Annotated in this window: 6 protein-coding genes and 1 rRNA gene; 3 read left to right on the top strand and 4 right to left on the bottom strand. The window is 61.1% G+C overall.

Features of this window, described 5'->3' with window-relative positions:
- The first annotated feature begins 200 nt into the window (after nt 1-200).
- Both ACK6AU_RS01835 and ACK6AU_RS01830 read left to right on the top strand, forming a co-directional pair.
- A complete protein-coding gene (locus ACK6AU_RS01835) occupies nt 201-12569 on the top strand; it encodes a retention module-containing protein (RefSeq protein WP_409297441.1) in 12369 nt (4122 codons plus the stop codon).
- Nucleotides 12570-12730: 161 nt separating this feature from the next.
- Nucleotides 12731-13069 (top strand): tryptophan synthase subunit beta, encoded by a 339-nt coding sequence (locus ACK6AU_RS01830; protein ID WP_185702203.1) that lies wholly within the window; start codon nt 12731-12733, stop codon nt 13067-13069.
- Nucleotides 13070-13110: 41 nt separating this feature from the next.
- On the opposite strand, the gene lapD is transcribed toward ACK6AU_RS01830, so the two are convergent.
- On the bottom strand, nt 13111-15057 hold the full coding sequence (gene lapD / locus ACK6AU_RS01825) for a cyclic di-GMP receptor LapD (protein ID WP_409297438.1): 1947 nt from the start codon (nt 15055-15057) through the stop codon (nt 13111-13113).
- 14 nt (nt 15058-15071) lie between these two features.
- Nucleotides 15072-15764 carry a cysteine protease LapG gene (gene lapG, locus ACK6AU_RS01820; RefSeq protein ID WP_185702205.1) on the bottom strand — a complete coding sequence of 231 codons (693 nt, stop codon included), beginning with the start codon at nt 15762-15764 and terminating at the stop codon, nt 15072-15074.
- A 232-nt stretch (nt 15765-15996) separates the two neighbouring features.
- Here lapG and ACK6AU_RS01815 point away from each other — a divergent pair, with 232 nt between their 5' ends.
- Complete coding sequence (locus ACK6AU_RS01815; protein WP_185702206.1) at nt 15997-16761, top strand: thioesterase II family protein; 765 nt, start codon at nt 15997-15999, stop codon at nt 16759-16761.
- Nucleotides 16762-16830: 69 nt separating this feature from the next.
- On the opposite strand, the gene ACK6AU_RS01810 is transcribed toward ACK6AU_RS01815, so the two are convergent.
- Nucleotides 16831-18711 (bottom strand): methyl-accepting chemotaxis protein, encoded by a 1881-nt coding sequence (locus ACK6AU_RS01810; protein WP_409297435.1) that lies wholly within the window; start codon nt 18709-18711, stop codon nt 16831-16833.
- A 462-nt stretch (nt 18712-19173) separates the two neighbouring features.
- Nucleotides 19174-19289 (bottom strand): 5S ribosomal RNA (rrf, locus tag ACK6AU_RS01805).
- Between the last annotated feature and the right edge of the window lie 91 nt (nt 19290-19380).

Below are 19380 nucleotides of genomic sequence, written 5' to 3'. Positions count from 1 at the left end.
AGAGCGATTGTTTAGGATGGCACCCAGAAGGTCAATAGTTTGGCATAAACTTAATTTCGAAAGAATATAGCCAAAATATTGACGACACCCTGTCAATTACCCGTTCCCACATACACAGCAATGTACCCCCAGACTGAGCTGCGGCCAGCGCCCGAGCCGGTACATGGAAGTCGAATGAGCGGTACACCGGAGAGTTCTCAATGAGCAGTGTTGTTGCCATCGTCAAAAGCATTGTCGGTCAAGTTTTCGTGGTATCCCCGGAAGGGATCCGGCGTGTACTCATCGAAGGCGACCGCCTGTTCGTGGGCGACCAGGTGGATACCGGCCCCGCGGGCGCCGTCAGCCTGGAACTGACCGATGGCCGTACGCTCGACCTGGGGCGCGACACTCAATGGAGCGGCGCCGCTCCAGATTCCGGCGCCGACCTGGCCCAGGCCGCCGCGCAAGCCGCACCTTCGGTCGAAGAGCTGCAGCAGGCCATCGCCGCTGGCGTCGACCCGACCACCGACCTGGAAGCCACTGCCGCCGGCCCGACCGCCGCCGGTACCGGGGGCAATGCCGGGGGTGGCCACAGCTTCGTCCAATTGCAGGAAACCGCCGGCCGGGTAGACCCCACCATCGGCTTCCCGACCGCCGGCCTGGGCCGGGCCACTTCGGCCCTGGATAACAACTTCGGCGGACTGGCCAACGGTAACGGCCAGGGCATCCCCAATGGCAGCGGCAGCGATAGCCTGCGTCCGGCCACCCTGACCCTCAGCGCCACCCCGACCATCACCGAAGCCGGCGGCACCCTGGTCTATACCGCCACCGTGACCCAAGCTCCGCTGACGGACCTGAGCGTCACCCTGTCCAATGGCGCGGTCATCGTGATCAGCGCCGGCCAGCTGACCGGGACCGTACAGGTGCCCATGGCGCCCCAGGACAACGTCTACATCGACCCGGGTCAGATCAGCGTAAGCGTGACCGGCACCACCGGCGGCGGTGGCCTGCTGGTCACGGTCGATCCGAACCCGGCGGTGACCCAAGTCACCGATACCATCGACACCACCACGGTAACCCTGACCGCCGATGCCAGCGTCACCGAAGGTGGGCAGATCACCTACACCGCGACCCTGACCAACCCGGCGCAGACCCCGGTGACCATCACCTTGTCCAACGGCTCGGTCATCACCATCGAGGCGGGCAAGTCCAGCGGTTCGATCAACGTCCCGGCACCAGCCGATGACGTCTACAAGAATGGCGACAAGGTTGAAGTCGGCATCACCAAGGCCGATGGCGGCAACTTCGAGAACCTGGTCCCCAACCCTGACAAGGCGGTGACCACGGTTACCGACACCATCGACGACACTGGGCTGAACTTGAGTGCCACCGGCACCGTGGCTGAAGGTGGCTCGATCACCTACACCGCGACACTGACCAATCCTGCCGGTACTCCGGTCACCGTGACCCTGTCCAACGGTGCCGTGATCACCATCGAAGCCGGCAAGACCACCGGTACCGTGACCGTCGCCGCGCCAGCCGATGACGTCTATAAAGACGCAGGCAAAGTCGAAGTGACCATTACCAAGGCTGAAGGTGGCAACTTCGAGAAGCTGGTGCCGAATACAACTCCGGCCGTCACTGAAGTGACCGACACCATCGATGATTCGACTGTGTCGCTCAAAGCAACACCATCGGCGGCCGAAGGCGGCCAGATCACCTACACCGCGACCGTCACTGCGCCCGTCACTGGCTCACCGGTTGTAGTCACCCTGGCCAACGGTGAAAAAATCACCATCCCAGTCGGCGAAACCACCGCCTCGATCAAAGTTACTGCTCCAAACGACGCACTGGTTGGCCACACCTCCGTCACTAACTCGATCACTGACGTGACTGGCGGCAACTACGAGAACCTTGTAGCCGACAAAACGCCGGTGAATACCAACGTCACCGACACCGTTGATGACACTGGCCTCAGCCTCTCCGCCACCGGAACCGTGGCCGAAGGTGGCTCGATCACCTACACCGCTACCTTGACCAACGCTGCCGGTACTCCGGTCACCGTGACCCTGTCCAACGGTGCCGTGATCACCATCGAAGCCGGCAAGACCACCGGTACCGTGACCGTCGCCGCGCCAGCCGATGACGTCTACAAAGATGCCGGCAAAGTCGAAGTGACCATTACCAAAGCTGAAGGCGGCAACTTCGAGAAGCTGGTGCCGAGTACAACTCCGGCCGTCACTGAAGTGACCGACACCATCGATGATTCGACGGTGTCGCTCAAAGCAACTCCATCGGCGGCCGAAGGCGGTCAGATCACCTACACCGCGACTGTCACTGCGCCCGTCACTGGCTCACCGGTTGTAGTCACCCTGGCCAACGGTGAAAAAATCACCATCCCAGTCGGCGAAACCACTGCTTCGATCAACATCACTGCGCCGAACGACGCACTGGTTGGTCACTCTTCCGTCACCAACTCGATCACTGACGTGACTGGCGGTAACTACGAGAATCTGGTCGCCGATAAAACCCCGGTGAATACCAACGTCACCGACACCGTTGATGACACCGGGCTTGGTTTGAGTGCCACCGGCACCGTGGCTGAAGGTGGCTCGATCACCTACACCGCTACCTTGACCAACGCTGCCGGCACCCCGGTCACCGTAACGCTGTCCAACGGCGCAGTGATTACTATCGAAGCCGGCAAGACCACTGGCACCGTGACCGTCCCAGCTCCGGCTGACGACGTTTATAAAGATGCCGGTAAGGTTGAGGTCACCATCACCAAAGCCGAAGGCGGCAACTTCGAGAATCTGGTTACCAACCCAGCGCCAGCCGTCACGAACGTCACTGACACCATCGACGACTCCACCGTGTCGCTCAAAGCGACTCCATCAGCAGCCGAAGGTGGTCAGATCACCTACACCGCGACCGTCACGGCGCCCGTCACTGGCTCACCGGTTGTAGTCACCCTGGCCAACGGTGAAAAAATCACCATCCCAGTCGGCGAAACCACTGCTTCGATCAACATCACCGCGCCAAACGATGCGCTGGTTGGCCATAGCTCCGTCACCAACTCCATCACCGATGTCAGCGGTGGTAACTACGAGAACCTGGTCGCCGATAAAACCCCGGTGAATACCAACGTCACTGACACTGTTGACGATACCGGTCTGAGCCTCTCCGCCACTGGAACCGTGGCCGAAGGCGGTTCCATCACCTACACCGCGACACTGACCAATGCTGCCGGTACTCCCGTCACCGTGACTCTGTCCAACGGCGCGGTGATTACTATCGAAGCCGGTAAAACCTCCGGCACCGTTACGGTTCCTGCGCCTGCCGACGACGTCTACAAAGATGCTGGCAAGGTCGAAGCCACTATCACCAAGGCTGAAGGTGGCAACTTCGAGAATCTGGTTACCAACCCAGCGCCAGCTGTCACCAACGTCACTGACACCATCGACGACTCCACCGTATCGTTGAAAGCGACCCCATCGGCCGCCGAAGGTGGTCAGATCACTTACACCGTGACCGTCACCGCTCCAGTGACGGGCTCTCCGGTCGTAGTGACTTTGGCCAATGGCGAGAAAATCACCATTCCAGTCGGTGAAACCACTGCTTCGATCAACATCACTGCGCCAAACGATGCGCTGGTTGGCCATAGCTCCGTCACCAACTCCATCACGGATGTGAGCGGTGGTAATTACGAAAATCTGGTCGCCGATAAAACCCCGGTGAATACCAACGTCACCGACACCGTTGATGACACTGGCCTCAGCCTCTCCGCCACCGGAACCGTGGCCGAAGGTGGCCAGATCACCTACACCGCTACCTTGACCAACGCTGCCGGCACCCCGGTCACCGTGACTCTGTCCAACGGCGCGGTCATCACCATCGAAGCCGGCAAGACCACTGGCACCGTGACCGTCCCAGCTCCGGCCGACGACGTCTATAAAGACGCCGGTAAGGTCGAAGCGACCATTACCAAAGCCGAAGGCGGTAACTTCGAGAACCTGGTCACCAACCCAGCGCCGGCTGTGACCAACGTCACTGACACCATCGACGACTCCACCGTATCGTTGAAGGCGACGCCTTCGGCAGCCGAAGGCGGTCAGATCACCTACACCGCGACCGTCACTGCGCCCGTCACTGGCTCACCGGTTGTAGTCACCCTGGCCAACGGTGAAAAAATCACCATCCCAGTGGGTGAAACCACTGCTTCGATCAACATCACCGCGCCAAACGATGCTCTGGTTGGCCACTCTTCGGTGACCAACTCGATCACGGATGTCAGCGGTGGGAACTACGAGAACCTCGTAGCCGATAAGACTCCGGTCAATACCACCGTGACCGACACCGTCGACACCACCAACCTGTCGCTGACGGCTACACCGTCCGTGGCTGAAGGTGGCCAGATCACCTACACCGCTACCTTGACCAACGCTGCCGGTACTCCGGTCACCGTGACCTTGAGCAACGGTGCGGTCATCACCATCGAAGCCGGCAAGACCACCGGTACCGTGACCGTCGCCGCGCCAGCCGATGACGTCTATAAAGACGCAGGCAAAGTCGAAGTGACCATTACCAAGGCTGAAGGTGGCAACTTCGAGAACCTGGTCACCAACCCAGCGCCAGCTGTCACCAACGTCACCGACACCATCGACGACTCCACCGTGTCGTTGAAAGCGACTCCGTCGGCGGCCGAGGGCGGCCAGATCACTTACACCGCCACCGTCACCGCTCCAGTGACTGGTTCTCCGGTCGTAGTAACCCTGGCCAATGGTGAAAAAATCACCATTCCAGTGGGTGAAACCACCGCCTCGATCAACGTCACTGCACCGAACGACGCACTGGTTGGCCACAGCTCCGTGACCAACTCCATTACCGATGTGAGTGGCGGTAACTACGAGAACCTGGTCGCTGATAAGACTCCGGTTAATACCAATGTCACAGACACTGTTGATGACACCGGTCTGAGCTTGAGCGCTACTGGCACAGTCGCGGAAGGTGGTTCAATTACCTACACCGCTACGCTGACCAACGCTGCTGGTACTCCAGTGACCGTGACCTTGAGCAACGGCGCAGTCATCACCATCGAAGCCGGTAAAACCTCCGGCACCGTGACCGTTCCTGCGCCGGCAGATGATGTGTACAAGGATGCGGGCAAGGTCGAAGCGACCATTACCAAAGCCGAAGGCGGTAACTTTGAAAACCTGGTGACCAACCCAGCGCCAGCTGTGACCAACGTCACTGACACCATCGATGATTCGACTGTGTCGTTGAAGGCCACGCCTTCGGCAGCCGAGGGTGGCCAGATCACTTACACCGCCACCGTCACCGCTCCAGTGACGGGCTCGCCTGTGGTCGTCACCCTCGCTAACGGCGAGAAGATCACCATCCCAGTCGGCGAAACCACCGCCTCGATCAACATCACTGCACCGAACGACGCCTTGGTTGGCCATACTTCCGTCACTAACTCGATCACTGACGTGAGTGGTGGCAATTACGAGAACCTCGTAGCTGATAAGACTCCAGTCAACACCAATGTCACCGATACCGTTGATGACACTGGCCTGACCCTGTCCGCTACCGGGACGGTCGCAGAAGGCGGCTCCATTGTTTATACCGCCACCCTGACCAACGCCGCCGGTACTCCAGTCACCGTGACCTTGAGCAACGGCGCGGTCATCACCATCGAAGCCGGCAAGACCACTGGGACCGTCACCGTTCCTGCACCTGCCGACGACGTGTACAAAGATGCTGGCAAGGTTGAAGCCACTATCACCAAGGCTGAAGGCGGCAACTTCGAAAACCTGGTAACCAATCCAGCACCAGCTGTTACCAACGTCACTGACACCATCGATGACTCCACCGTATCGTTGAAAGCGACTCCGTCGGCAGCCGAAGGCGGCCAGATTACTTACACCGTGACCGTCACCGCTCCAGTGACGGGCTCGCCTGTGACCGTCACCCTGGCTAACGGTGAAAAAATCACCATCCCAGTCGGCGAAACCACTGCTTCGATCAACATCACCGCGCCAAACGATGCCCTGGTTGGCCACTCTTCGGTGACCAACTCCATCACCGATGTCAGCGGTGGGAACTACGAGAACCTCATAGCCGACAAGACACCCGTCAATACCAACGTCACAGACACTGTTGATGACACCGGTCTGAGCTTGAGCGCTACTGGCACAGTCGCGGAAGGTGGTTCAATTACCTACACCGCTACGCTGACCAACGCTGCTGGTACTCCAGTGACCGTGACCTTGAGCAACGGCGCAGTCATCACCATCGAAGCAGGCAAAACCACTGGTACCGTGACCATCCCGGCTCCGGCTGACGACGTCTATAAAGATGCTGGAAAAGTCGAAGCCACTATCACTAAAGCTGAGGGTGGCAACTTCGAGAACCTGGTCACCAACCCGGCGCCAGCTGTGACCAACGTCACTGACACCATCGATGACTCGACTGTGTCGCTCAAAGCAACTCCATCGGCGGCTGAGGGCGGCCAGATTACTTACACCGTCACCGTCACTGCCCCTGTGACAGGCTCGCCTGTGGTCGTCACTTTGGCCAATGGTGAAAAGATCACCATCCCAGTCGGCGAAACCACCGCCTCGATCAACGTCACTGCACCGAACGACGCACTGGTTGGCCATAGCTCCGTGACCAACTCCATTACCGATGTGAGTGGCGGTAACTACGAGAACCTTGTAGCCGACAAGACACCCGTCAATACCAACGTTACCGATACCGTTGATGACACTGGGCTTAGCTTGAGTGCTACTGGAACTGTGGCTGAAGGTGGCCAGATCACTTACACCGCCACCCTGACCAACGCTGCCGGTACTCCAATGACCGTGACCTTGAGCAACGGCGCGGTCATCACCATCGAGGCAGGCAAGACCTCCGGCACCGTGACCGTTCCAGCTCCGGCTGACGACGTGTACAAAGACGCCGGTAAGGTCGAAGCCACTATTACCAAGGCTGAAGGCGGTAACTTCGAAAACCTGGTAACCAACCCAGCGCCAGCTGTCACCAACGTCACTGACACCATCGACGACTCCACCGTGTCGCTGAAGGCCACGCCTTCGGCAGCCGAGGGTGGCCAGATCACTTACACCGCCACCGTCACCGCTCCAGTGACTGGTTCTCCGGTCGTGGTGACTTTGGCTAACGGTGAAAAAATCACCATCCCAGTGGGTGAAACTACCGGCTCCATTAGCATCACCGCGCCAAACGATGCACTGGTTGGCCATAGCTCCGTGACCAACTCCATCACGGATGTCAGCGGTGGTAACTACGAGAACCTTGTAGCCGACAAGACACCCGTCAATACCAACGTTACCGATACCGTTGATGACACTGGGCTTAGCTTGAGTGCTACTGGAACTGTGGCTGAGGGTGGCCAGATCACCTACACCGCTACCTTGACCAACGCTGCCGGTACTCCCGTCACCGTGACTCTGAGCAACGGTGCCGTGATCACCATCGAGGCCGGCAAAACCACTGGGACCGTCACCGTTCCTGCGCCTGCCGACGACGTCTACAAGGATGCGGGCAAGGTCGAAGCGACCATTACCAAGGCTGAAGGCGGTAACTTCGAGAATCTGGTGACTAACCCAGCGCCAGCGGTCACCAACGTCACTGACACCATCGACGACTCCACCGTGTCGCTCAAAGCGACTCCGACGGCAGCCGAGGGCGGCCAGATCACTTACACCGCCACCGTCACCGCCCCAGTGACGGGCTCGCCTGTGGTCGTCACCCTGGCCAATGGTGAAAAAATCACCATCCCAGTGGGTGAAACTACCGCCTCGATCAACGTTACTGCACCGAACGATGCGCTGGTTGGCCACAGTTCGGTGACCAACTCCATCACCGATGTGAGCGGTGGGAACTACGAGAACCTCGTAGCTGATAAGACTCCGGTCAATACCACCGTGACCGACACCGTCGACACCACCAACCTGTCGCTGACGGCTACACCGTCCGTGGCTGAAGGTGGCCAGATCACTTACACCGCTACCTTGACCAACGCTGCCGGTACTCCGGTCACCGTGACCTTGAGCAACGGTGCGGTCATCACCATCGAAGCGGGTAAAACCACTGGGACCGTCACCGTTCCGGCTCCGGCCGATGATGTGTACAAGGACGCCGGTAAGGTTGAAGCGACCATTACCAAAGCCGAAGGCGGTAACTTCGAGAAGCTGGTTCCAAGCACCACGCCAGCCGTGACCGACGTCACCGATACCATCGATACCTCCACCGTGACCCTCAAGGCCACGCCTTCGGCGGCCGAAGGCGGAACCATCACCTACACTGCTACCGTCACCGCGCCGGTCACCGGTTCGCCGGTGACCGTAACCCTGGCCAATGGTGAAAAAATCACCATCCCGGTTGGCGAGAGCACTGGCTCGGTGAGCATCACGGCCCCGAACGACGCGCTGGTCGGCCACAGCTCCGTGACCAACTCGATCACCGACGTCAGCGGCGGCAACTACGAGAAACTCGTAGGGGACAAGACTCCGGTCAATACCACCGTGACCGACACCGTCGACACCACGACCCTTAGCCTCAGCGCTACCGGCACCGTGGCCGAGGGCGGCTCGATCGTCTACACCGCCACCTTGAGCAACGCCGCCGGCACGCCGGTGACCGTCACCCTGAACAACGGCGCGGTCATCACCATCGCTGCGGGCAAGACCACTGGTACCGTGACCGTCGCCGCGCCAGCGGACGACGTGTACATCGACGCCGGCAAGGTCAACGCCAGCATCAGCGGCGCTACCGGTGGCAACTTCGAGAAGCTGGTCACCGATACCACGCCGGCCGTGACCAACGTCACCGATACCATCGACACCACGTCGGTCAGCATCACCGGTAGCGCTTCGGTGGTCGAGGGCCAGGCCGCCAGCTACACCGTGAGCCTGACCCACCCGGCGCAAACCGAAGTCACCCTGAAGATCAGCTACAGCGGCACGGCCACCGACGGCTCGGACTTCACCGGCGTCTACACCGTGAAGATCCCGGCCGGCGCCAGCAGCGCCACCTTCAACGTGGCGACCATCGACGACAAGATCACCGAGAGCACGGAAAACTTCGTGGTCAAGATCGACTCGGCCACTGGCGGCAACTTCGAAAAACTGGTGGTCAGCGGCACCAACGGTAGCGTCACCACGTCGATCATCGACAACGACGCGCCGCCGGTCATCGACCTGGATGCCAACAACTCCAGCGGTGCCACCGGCGCCGACTACAAGGTCACCTTCACCGAGGGCACCAGCGGCCCTGGCGTGTCGATCGCCGATACCGACCTGAGCATCACCGATCCGGACAGCACCATGCTCACCGGCGCCACCATCGTGCTGACCAACCGTCAGCCCGGGGACTCGCTGAACCTGGGCAACAGCGTCAACGGCATCACGATCAACGCCAACAGCAAAGACGGTTCGATCACGCTGACCCTGTCGGGCAACGCGACCCTGGCCGACTACATGCAGCAGATCAAGAACATTACCTTCACCAACAACAGTGAAGATCCGAGCACCACGCCACGGACCATCACCGTGACCGTGACCGATGGCAGCAACTACTCCAACGTCGCCACCACCACGGTCAACGTGGTGGCGGTCAACGATGCTCCGGTAGCCACCGGCGGCGCCGTGACCGGTACCGAAGACACCGCGCTGACCCTGACCTGGAACAACTTCGGCGTCAGCGATGTCGACAGCCCGGCGTCCAGCCTCGGCGTGAAGATCACCCAGCTGCCGAGCGACGGCAAGCTGCAGTACCTCGACGGTTCGACCTGGAAGGACGTGGCCAACAACCAGACCTTCAGCAAGGCCGATATCGATGCCGGCAAGCTGCGCTTCACGCCTGATGCCAATGAATCCGGCACCAATGGTTATGGCGGCCACGGCGTGGGCAACCAGCAGGCGGATTACGCGCAGATCAAGTTCCAGCCCACCGACGGCCAGGCCCTGGGCAACACCGGCACGGTGACCATCGACATCACTCCGGTGGCCGATGCGCCGAGCTTGGGCGTGGCGAACAACAATGTGGACTCCGTCGGCCTGCTCAAGGAGACCTGGACCAGCCTCAACGGCCTGGGAACCAACGGCAACGGCATTACCGGCGACGCGCTCAAGGCGGTGTTCGACAACTCCGGCAAACCCACCAGCAGCACGACGGTGACCAATGCCCAGTCCGATGCCAGCGTCCCAGGGGGCAGCGGTTCGAAAACGTCCGGCCTGATCTACCTGGAGGCCGGCAAGACCTACAGCTTCAGTGGTACCGGCGACGACAGCCTGCTGATCACCATTGGCGGCAAGAACGTGGCTACCGCCGTCTGGGGCTCGGGTGGCGGCATCAGCGGCTCGTTCACCCCGACCACCAGCGGCTACTACACCCTGGACATCTACCATGCCAACCAGAGCGGCCCGGGGAGCTATGACGTCAACCTGTCGGTCAATGGCGGTGCACCAGTCGACCTGAGCAACGCCAACATCCCGATGTACCCTAACGAAACCGCGCTGAACAATGCCGGCGTCACCCTTTCCGAGCTGCACGGCAGCAACGGCGAGGGCTACTACGACGGCTACAAGTTCAATGAAGGCGCCGAAGGCGGCACCGTCAAGCTGGCGAAGATCACCACCGCACTGACCGATACCGATGGCTCGGAAACCCTGAGCGTGAAGATCGGCGGCATCCCGGCCGGCTCGGTACTCAGCGATGGCGCCGGGCACACCTTCACCGCGACGGCAACCAACGGCGAGGCCAACGTCACCGGCTGGAACCTGGGCAGCCTGACGGTCACTCCGCCGCCTTACTACAACGGCACGTTCAACCTCAACGTGACCTCGACCTCCACCGAGTCCCTGGGCGGCTCTGCCAGCACCTCGGCGCAGATCCCGGTCAAGGTCTACCCGGCCGTGTACAACCCGGTGGTCGGCACTTCCGGCGACGACACCTTCACCGGCACCGAAGGCAACGACATCGTGGTCGCCGACATCGGTGGCCTGACCGTGGTCCCGGGCACCAACTACAACATCGCCTTCATGGTGGACACCTCGGGCAGCATGGGCAGTTCCATCAACGCGGCCAAGGAGTCCCTGGCGTCGGTGTTCAATACCCTGAAAAACAGCATTGGCGGCGCCGGCTCAGGCACGGTGAACATCTTCCTCGCGGACTTCAGCTCCCAGGTCAACAAGTCGGTTTCGGTGAACCTCAACGATCCGAATGCCCTGAACCAGCTCAAGGCCGTACTGGACTCGATGAAATCCGACGGCGGCACCAACTATGAAGACGTGTTCAAGGCCACGGCCAACTTCTTCCAGAGCAACCAGGCCACCAGCAACACCAATGCCAAGAACCTGACGTACTTCATCACCGACGGCAAGCCGACCTACTACCAGGCCGGCGAGCAGACCAACCCGACGCTCTACAACGGCGGTCCGAAGCTCGATGATGTGATCGACGTCAATAAGTACAAGCTGGGCGATAGCTTCACTGTCCGTCTCGATGACACCCATATCTTCAGCGTGAATGCCAACGGTACGGTGGTACTGCAGACCTACAGCAGCAACTGGTGGGATAACGGCTGGAATAGCGCGACCCTTGGAACCCTGCACGCCCAGGGCGATGGCACCTATGAGCTGTCGTACCGTGCCGGTTCAGGCAGCAGTACCGACTGGAGCACCACCAACAACTCCAATTCCGGCTTCGCGTTGTTGAGCAAGCTGTCGGAAGTGGAGGCCATTGGCCTGAACAGCGGTGTCAGCCTCAACGACCTCAAGCCGTATGACACCGATGGCAAGCCGCAGACCAACATCGATCCGAAGGACCTGGCCAACTCGATCATCGGCCATACCGAGGCCACCATGCCGGGGGCGGATACCGTCAACGGCGGCAATGGCAACGACATCCTGTTCGGCGACCTGGTGAGCTTCAACGGTGTGGCCGGCGAGGGCTACCAGGCCATGCAGGCCTATGTGGCCAAGCAGACCGGGGTCGAGGTGAGCAAGGTCACTGCTAGCAACGTGCACCAGTACATCACCGAGCACTACACCGAGTTCGATGTGTCTGGCAGCCACGATGGCAACGACACGCTGCTGGGCGGTGCCGGCAATGACATTCTCTTCGGCCAGGGCGGCAACGATCTGCTGGACGGCGGCAAGGGCAATGACATCCTGCTGGGCGGCACCGGCAACGACACTCTCATCGGAGGCAAGGGCAACGACATCCTGATCGGTGGTTCAGGGGCCGATACCTTCGTCTGGAAGGCCGGTGACACTGGCAACGACGTGATCAAGGACTTCAAGGCCAGCGAAGGTGACCGGATCGACCTGCGGGACCTGCTGCAAGGCGAGAGCGCCAGCACCATCGACAACTTCCTCAAGATCACCACCGTGGACGGGGTCTCGACCCTGCAGGTCAGCTCCGAAGGCAAACTCAACGCCGCCGGCGGCCTGGCCAACGCCGATGTGACGATCAAGCTGGAAGGCAACAACTGGTCCAATGCCAGCATCAACTCGTTGATCGCCGGCAGCGATCCGACCATCAAGATCGACCACAACAACAGCTGATCGGCTCCTGGCCACCGCCGCTCGCCAGCGGTGGCCAGGCCCCGGCAGACAGCAAGCGCCGTGACGATTGGCCCGGCACGACGCATACTCGCTTCCTGAGTACCGCGTTGGCCTATGCTGCCGGCGGCTAGACGCTGAGAAAAATGCCTGAGGGATATGCCATGTTCTACGTGCAACGCGATGCACAAGGTCAGCTGATTCGCGTGGAAGCCGCCGCTTACGCCGAAGCCACCGAGACGCTGCCCGCCGACCACCACGAGATCCAGACCTGGTACGCCAACGAGGCGGTGGAAGTCAGCCTGAAGCAGCTCAAGCACAGTGACCTGGATATGATCCGGGTGCTGGACGACCTGATCCAGGTCCTGACCCGCAAGGGCGTGATCCGCATCACCGACTTGCCGGAAGCGGCCCAGGTCAAGCTGCTGGACCGCAGCAACGCCCGTGAGGCGCTAGGTGGCTTGAGCCGCTTGATCAACGATGATGAAACCGGATTGATCTGAATCCGCCCTACCGGCCTGCCGGCGGGGCGTGATCCGGCTCCTCAATTCCAGGGCGCGGGCTCGCCGAACAACTGCCCCTGTACCCCGAACAAGCCCATTTCACGGATCACCTGCAGCTCGCCCTGGGTCTCGACCCGCTCGGCGATCAGCGGCAGGTCTATGCTGTGGGCGGCACGCTGGATGGCTTCGATGAACAAGCGCTTGTCGCTTTCCTGATCGATGTCGCGGATGTAGCTGCCGTCGATCTTCAAGTAGGCCAGGCCCAGGCGCGCCAGGTTGCCGATCATGCTGAAGCGGCCGCCAAAACGCTGCAGGCTGAGGGAGAAGCCCAGCTCGCGCAGTTGCCGGGTCAACTGCTCCAGGCGGGCCTGGTCCGGCAATTGCTCCTCGCCGATCTCCAGGGTCAGGCGAGGGCCCAGGTCGGCGTGCTGGCGCAGAAGATCGAAGACCCGGTTCAGCGCGTGCGGATCGGCCAGGGTGGCGGCCGACAGGTTCAACGCCAGGGACTCGGAATGGCCTGCCAGATGCCCGAGCACCTGTTCGAGCATCAGCAGGTCCAGGCGCGAGGTCCAGCCGAAACGCTCCAGCCAGGGCAGGAAGCGCCCGGCGGGAATGGTTTGGCCCTGTTCGTCGAGCAACCGCGACAACACCTTGTTGTGCAAGACCTGCGAGGTATCCCGGACCGCCACCACCGGCTGGAAATACAGCTGGAAGCGCCGTTGCGAAAGGGCTTGGTCCAACAGTTTGTGCCAGGCATGGTGATCGTCCCCGACCTGGGCGCTGGCGCTCTGGTCAAGACAAGCCCAACTGGCATCGCCCTGGGCCTCGGCCTGGGCCAGGGCCTGGTCGCCAAGGCTCAGCACCGCCTGGGGCGAATCGCCATGGGCAAAGGCCGCCAGGCCAATGGACGCGACCGACGCCACATCGGTGGCGCCCGTGGCGTGCAGGTTGCCCAGGGCGCTGTCCAGGTTCTGAGCCAGATGGATGGCTTCCTCGCGCACCAGGCCAGGGGCCAGCACCGCGAACTCGCCACCACGGACCCGGGTGACCAGGTTGTGGGTCTCGGGATACTTGTTGCATTCACGCAGCAGCTGTTCACCCACCGCCACCAGCAACTGGTCGGTGCGCTGTCCGCCCAGGCGCTGGTTCAGTCCGGCCAGATCCTTGACCCGCAACAGCAACAGATAGCCGGAGCTGGCCTGCTCCGGATTGCTGACCCGGGCATGCAACTGCATTTCGAAATATCGCCGGTTGGCCAACCCGGTGAGGCTGTCCTGATAGGACTCGGCGCGCAGTTTTTCGCTGCGCTCGGCCTGCTCCTGGAACAGCGCCTTGAGCTTCTCCACCATCTGGTTCATGGCCTGAACTACCCGGCGCAGCTCGGGGGTCCGCGGCAGTTCCGGCAGGCTGAGGAACTCGCGCCGGGCAATGGCATGGGATTGCTTGACCATGTAGTCCAACGGCCGCAGTTGACGACGCAACAACAGCGCCCCGAGCACCGCGCTCACCGCTCCGCAGATCAACAGCCAGCCCAGGCTGCCCAGGGCGCTCTGCCACAGCTTGGCCACGGCGAACATCGGGTGGCTGAGCACCTCGACCCGGGCCGCCTGCTCCCAGCCACGGCTGACGATGGCATCGCCACCGGCCGGCTCCAGGCCGATGAGGCTGACGAACCACTGGGGCACGTTGCCCACTTCGGGAATGCCGCTGCGTTCGACGATGGTCTTGTCGGTGGCCAGGTCCACCACCCGGATGCTGGCGTAGTAGCCGCTGTCGAAGATGGAGCTGACCATCAGCTCGACCATCGCCGGGTCATCGATATTCGGCGTCAGCGAAAGGGCCAGGGCGGTGGCCGCATCCTGGGCATGGGAACGCAGTTGGTTGACGTACTGGGTGCGCGAGCTTTCCAGGCTGACCATGAAGCTGCCGCTGAAGGCCACCACCAGGAACACGCAGATTGCGATCAGCAGTTGTTTGAACAAAGACATCTGGGCTCGTGCTCCTAGTTAGTCGTCTCGACCGGGAATCCTTCGGCCTGCATTTTCTTCAGTACATCCTGCCAACGCGACAAGCGCTTGGTGTCACCGACACGCTTGTTGCCCTTGGCTCCCGACAGCCACAGCCCTTCGGCATTGAAGGAGTACACCGGCAACAGGTCGGTTCGCTCGCTGGCCGGGCGGATCGAGTCCTCCAGGCTGTCGAGTACCAGCGGCATGGCGTCCGGGGTGGAATAGTAGGTCAGGACCATGTGTGCGCGGTTCTGGCGCAGGGCCTTGACATAGGTGATGCGCAATTTGTCACTGGCGACTCCAAGGCGGCGCAGGCTGAAATACTTGGCGATGGCATAGTCCTCGCAGTCGCCGGCGCCCTTCCACAAGGCCTCGATCGGTGTTTCCCAGTAGTCCACCTGGTGCCAGAGGTCGATATCCTCGACATAACGCATGTTCTTGTTGAAGAACAGGTTGACCACTTTCAGTTGCTCGCGCTCGGCCACCTGCTTCTGGGTCGCCAGCAGGTGCTGCCAGGCGTCGATGCGTTGCTGGCCTTCGCCCAGGGGCCCATAGAGCGCCGTGGCCCGCCGGCTGATCAGGGAGAAGTCCCAGTCGGCGTGCAGGCCGCCCAACAGCACGCCGGCCAGCAGCAATGCCGAGCCGAACCAGCACAGGGTCCGGGAAAGAGCTAAACGTGCCGCCAATGCGTCGCATCCAAGGGAGCTTTCGTGAATTGGCTGATGGTGAAGGCTGGCCCGGCAAAAAACAATGGCACCTTGAGATCGGTCACCGGCAGAATGTGCTCCGCGGCGGGCAGCCGTCGCCTGCTGTGCACGAGAGCCTGACGAGCGCGTGCATTCATCGGCATCAGCCACTATTTTAGATGCCCTGTCGCGCCGGAAGAGGAACTGCCGGCCCCATGCTTAAGGAAAAGCTGTGGATACCGATACCCGACAATGGACCCTGGTGGTCAACTCTGGACAAGCCACGCAGATCCGCCTGATCTGTTTTCCCCAGGCCGGGGCCGCCGCCGAGCAACTGCGAGTCTGGTCCAGCGGATTGGCCGATCATATCGAACTGGTGGTGGTCAATTTGCCAGGGCACGGCCCGCGACGCTACGAAGCTCCCTGTGACAACTGGCCGAGCCTGCTGGAAAATACTTTCGCGGCGCTGGCCCCCTGGCTGCAGAAGCCCCATGCATTGTTCGGCCATGGCCTGGGAGCGCTGCTGGCCTATGAGGCCTGCAAATATGCCCAGGAGCGGTTTCCCCGGCAAACCCGCCATCTGTTCGTCTCCGGCTGCCGCAGCCCTGACAGCCTGCCCCGCCGCCCCTTGCTGCATACCCTGCCCGATGCGGCCTTTCGCGAGGCGATCCTGACCTTGGGTGGCAGCCCCCTGGAGATCCCCCGTGGACAGGACGACCTGCAAGCCTATGAGCAATTGCTGCGCACCGGCCTGAAGCTCTTCGAAACCTGGTACGACACTTCCAGTGGTTGCCTCAACGTACCGATGACGGCCTTCTACGGAAGCGAGGACCCACTGGCGACCGCCAGCCACATGCTCAATTGGCGGGAGTTCACCACCCGCGAATTCGAGCTGATCGAGGTGCTGGGCAACCACTTCTTCATCAAGTCCCAACGCCAGCGCCTGCTGCAGGTAATCAATACCCACCTGGGGCTGCTGGGCGAACCCCTGGGCTGAATCCCGGCCATGAAAAAGCCCGCCCTGCCATGAGGCAGGAACGGGCCTTGAGCACCCCAGGGGCGGGCTTCAGATCTTGAAGCTGTCGACCAGTTGCTTCAGGCGGCTGGCCTGTTGCGACATGGCATCGCAAGCCTTCAGCGTTTTATTTAGGTTGGCGACACCTTGCTGGTTCAGCAGGTTGATCTGGCTGATGTCGATGTTGAGGGCTTCCACCACCGCGGTCTGCTCCTCGGTCGCGGCAGCCACCGACTGGTTCATGCCGTCGATCTCGCCGATGCGCTGGGTCACGCTGATCAGGCGGGCGCCGGCCTGGTTGGCCACTTCGACACTCTGTTCGCTGGATACTTGGCTGGCGTTCATGGTGGCCACCGCCTCGCGGGAACCGATCTGCAGGGAGGTGATCATCTTGTGGATCTCTTCCGCCGACTCCTGGGTGCGATGCGCCAGGTTGCGCACCTCGTCGGCCACCACGGCGAAACCACGGCCGGCTTCACCGGCGCGGGCCGCCTCAATGGCGGCGTTGAGTGCCAGCAGGTTGGTCTGCTGGGAGATGCCCTTGATCACGTCGAGGATATGCCCGATGTTGTCGGTGCTGGCGTTCAGGGTCTCGATCTGGGTGCAGGACAGGCTGATCTTCTGCGACAGCTCGGTCATCGCCTGGATGGTCTGCTCGACCACCTGGCGCCCGTCGTCGGCCTGATCGCTGGCGCCGCTGGCGTGCTCGGAGGCGTCGGCAGCGTTACGGGCGATTTCCTGGGTGGCGGCACCCAGCTCGTTGATCGCCGCCGCTACGCTGTTGGTACGGGCGCTCTGCTCATCGGAGCCGATGATCGAGGCGTTGGACGATGTCATCACCCGCTGGGACAGATCGTGGACCTGGCGGGTGGCCGAGGACACTTCGGAGATCGAGGCGTGGATACGCTCCACGAACTGGTTGAAGGAGCTGCCCAGTTCACCGAACTCATCCTTGCTCACCACCACCAGGCGACGGGTCAGGTCGCCCTCGCCCTGGGCAATATCCTGCATCGCACGACCCATGGTCACCAGGGGGCGCATCAGGACTTGGATCAGCAGGGTCAGCAGCACGGCGATCGTGCCCACGGCGATGAACATTGCGATCAGCGCCGAGGTACGGAACTGGCTAAGCGGCGCATAGGCCTTGTCCTTGTCGATGGACAGGCCGATGTACCACTCGGCGTTCGGCAAGCCGGTCACCGGAGTGAAGGAGAGAATGCGCTCCTGTTTGTTCAGGACCACTTCCTGGTTGCCGTTCTCGATCCGTACGTTGGCGCCAGGGTAGATGTCCTTGAGGTTCTTCATCACCTGGTCCTTGTCCGGGCTGACGATCACCTGACCGTCGGCGCTGACCAGGAAGGCATGGCCGAGGCCGCCGAAGTCCACCGAGTTGATGATCTTGACCAGGGTCTCCAGGCTCAGGTCACCACCGACGACGCCCAGCAACTCGCCCTGCTTCTTCACCGGCATGGCGATGGTCACCACCAGACCACCGACAGCCGCCATGTAGGGCGGGGTCAGCATGGTCTTGTCGGCAGCGACAGCTTGCTTGTACCAGGGACGCTGGCGTGGATCGTAGCCGTCGGGCATCTTCGCGTCGGGACGCTGGGTAAAGGTGCCATTGGCCTGGCCAACGTAGGTGAACTGGAAATTCGTGGTGAAGGCCGGCTGGTCGACCAGGCCCGGGAAGTCGGCGTTATGCCCCTGATGAGCGACGTTCTGCGCCAGGTTCTCGAGCACCAGAATCCGTCCACTCATCCAGTTCTGCACACTGCTGGAAGTGAGCTCGCCGGCTTGCTGGATAGAGGATTCGAGGTTCTGTCGGATGGTAGTGCGTTGCAGGTAGTCGTTGTACAGAGTGAACAACGCAAAAGCCAGAACCACTACGCCAGAGGCGGCCAAAAGGATTTTATGGCTGAACTTGAGATTCATTTCATGGGACTTCTTATGCCGAAAGTGGGGATGCGTACGGAATGCAACATTCCAGGTAACAGCGCAGGCGACATTCTCTGACCGCTCTACTTGGTGCACGCATGTCTCAACACTCTGTCGGCAAGAATCCTCGAACCCTTAGGGAATTATCTGAATTACTCGCCTAATTTATCAGAATACCGCCGAGCGGCACGCTAGAGCGGTCGTGACTCTTGTGCTGGAAGACTTGTCCACAGGAAGTACCAGGCCTGGCACCGCCTGGAGGAGTAGCATCGAGGCCAAGGGCTGTGGGTAAGTCGCCTGTAAGGTTGACTCTGTAGGACAACTTCAAAAGGCGGCAAGTCGAGCCCGGGGATGATAGGTACGCAGGGAAAGGGAATGCCCAGGGGTGGCTCGCTCAGGTTTTCTGATCTGGAAAAACAAAACCCCAACTGCTTTCGCAATTGGGGTTTCGGAATTCAATCTTGACGATGACCTACTCTCACATGGGGAAACCCCACACTACCATCGGCGATGCATCGTTTCACTGCTGAGTTCGGGATGGGATCAGGTGGTTCCAATGCTCTATGGTCGTCAAGAAATTCTGTGTCTGATCCGTTGGACCTTGAAGTCAAACGTGCCAGCAAAATCAGTAGCTTCTACATAAAGACAAAACCCCAACTGCTTTCG

The organism is Pseudomonas sp. KCJK8993, assembly GCF_046230915.1.
Taxonomy (GTDB): domain Bacteria; phylum Pseudomonadota; class Gammaproteobacteria; order Pseudomonadales; family Pseudomonadaceae; genus Aquipseudomonas; species Aquipseudomonas piscis.
Note: the sequence above shows the minus strand (reverse complement) of the source record. Positions and strands in the feature narration are given on the sequence as shown.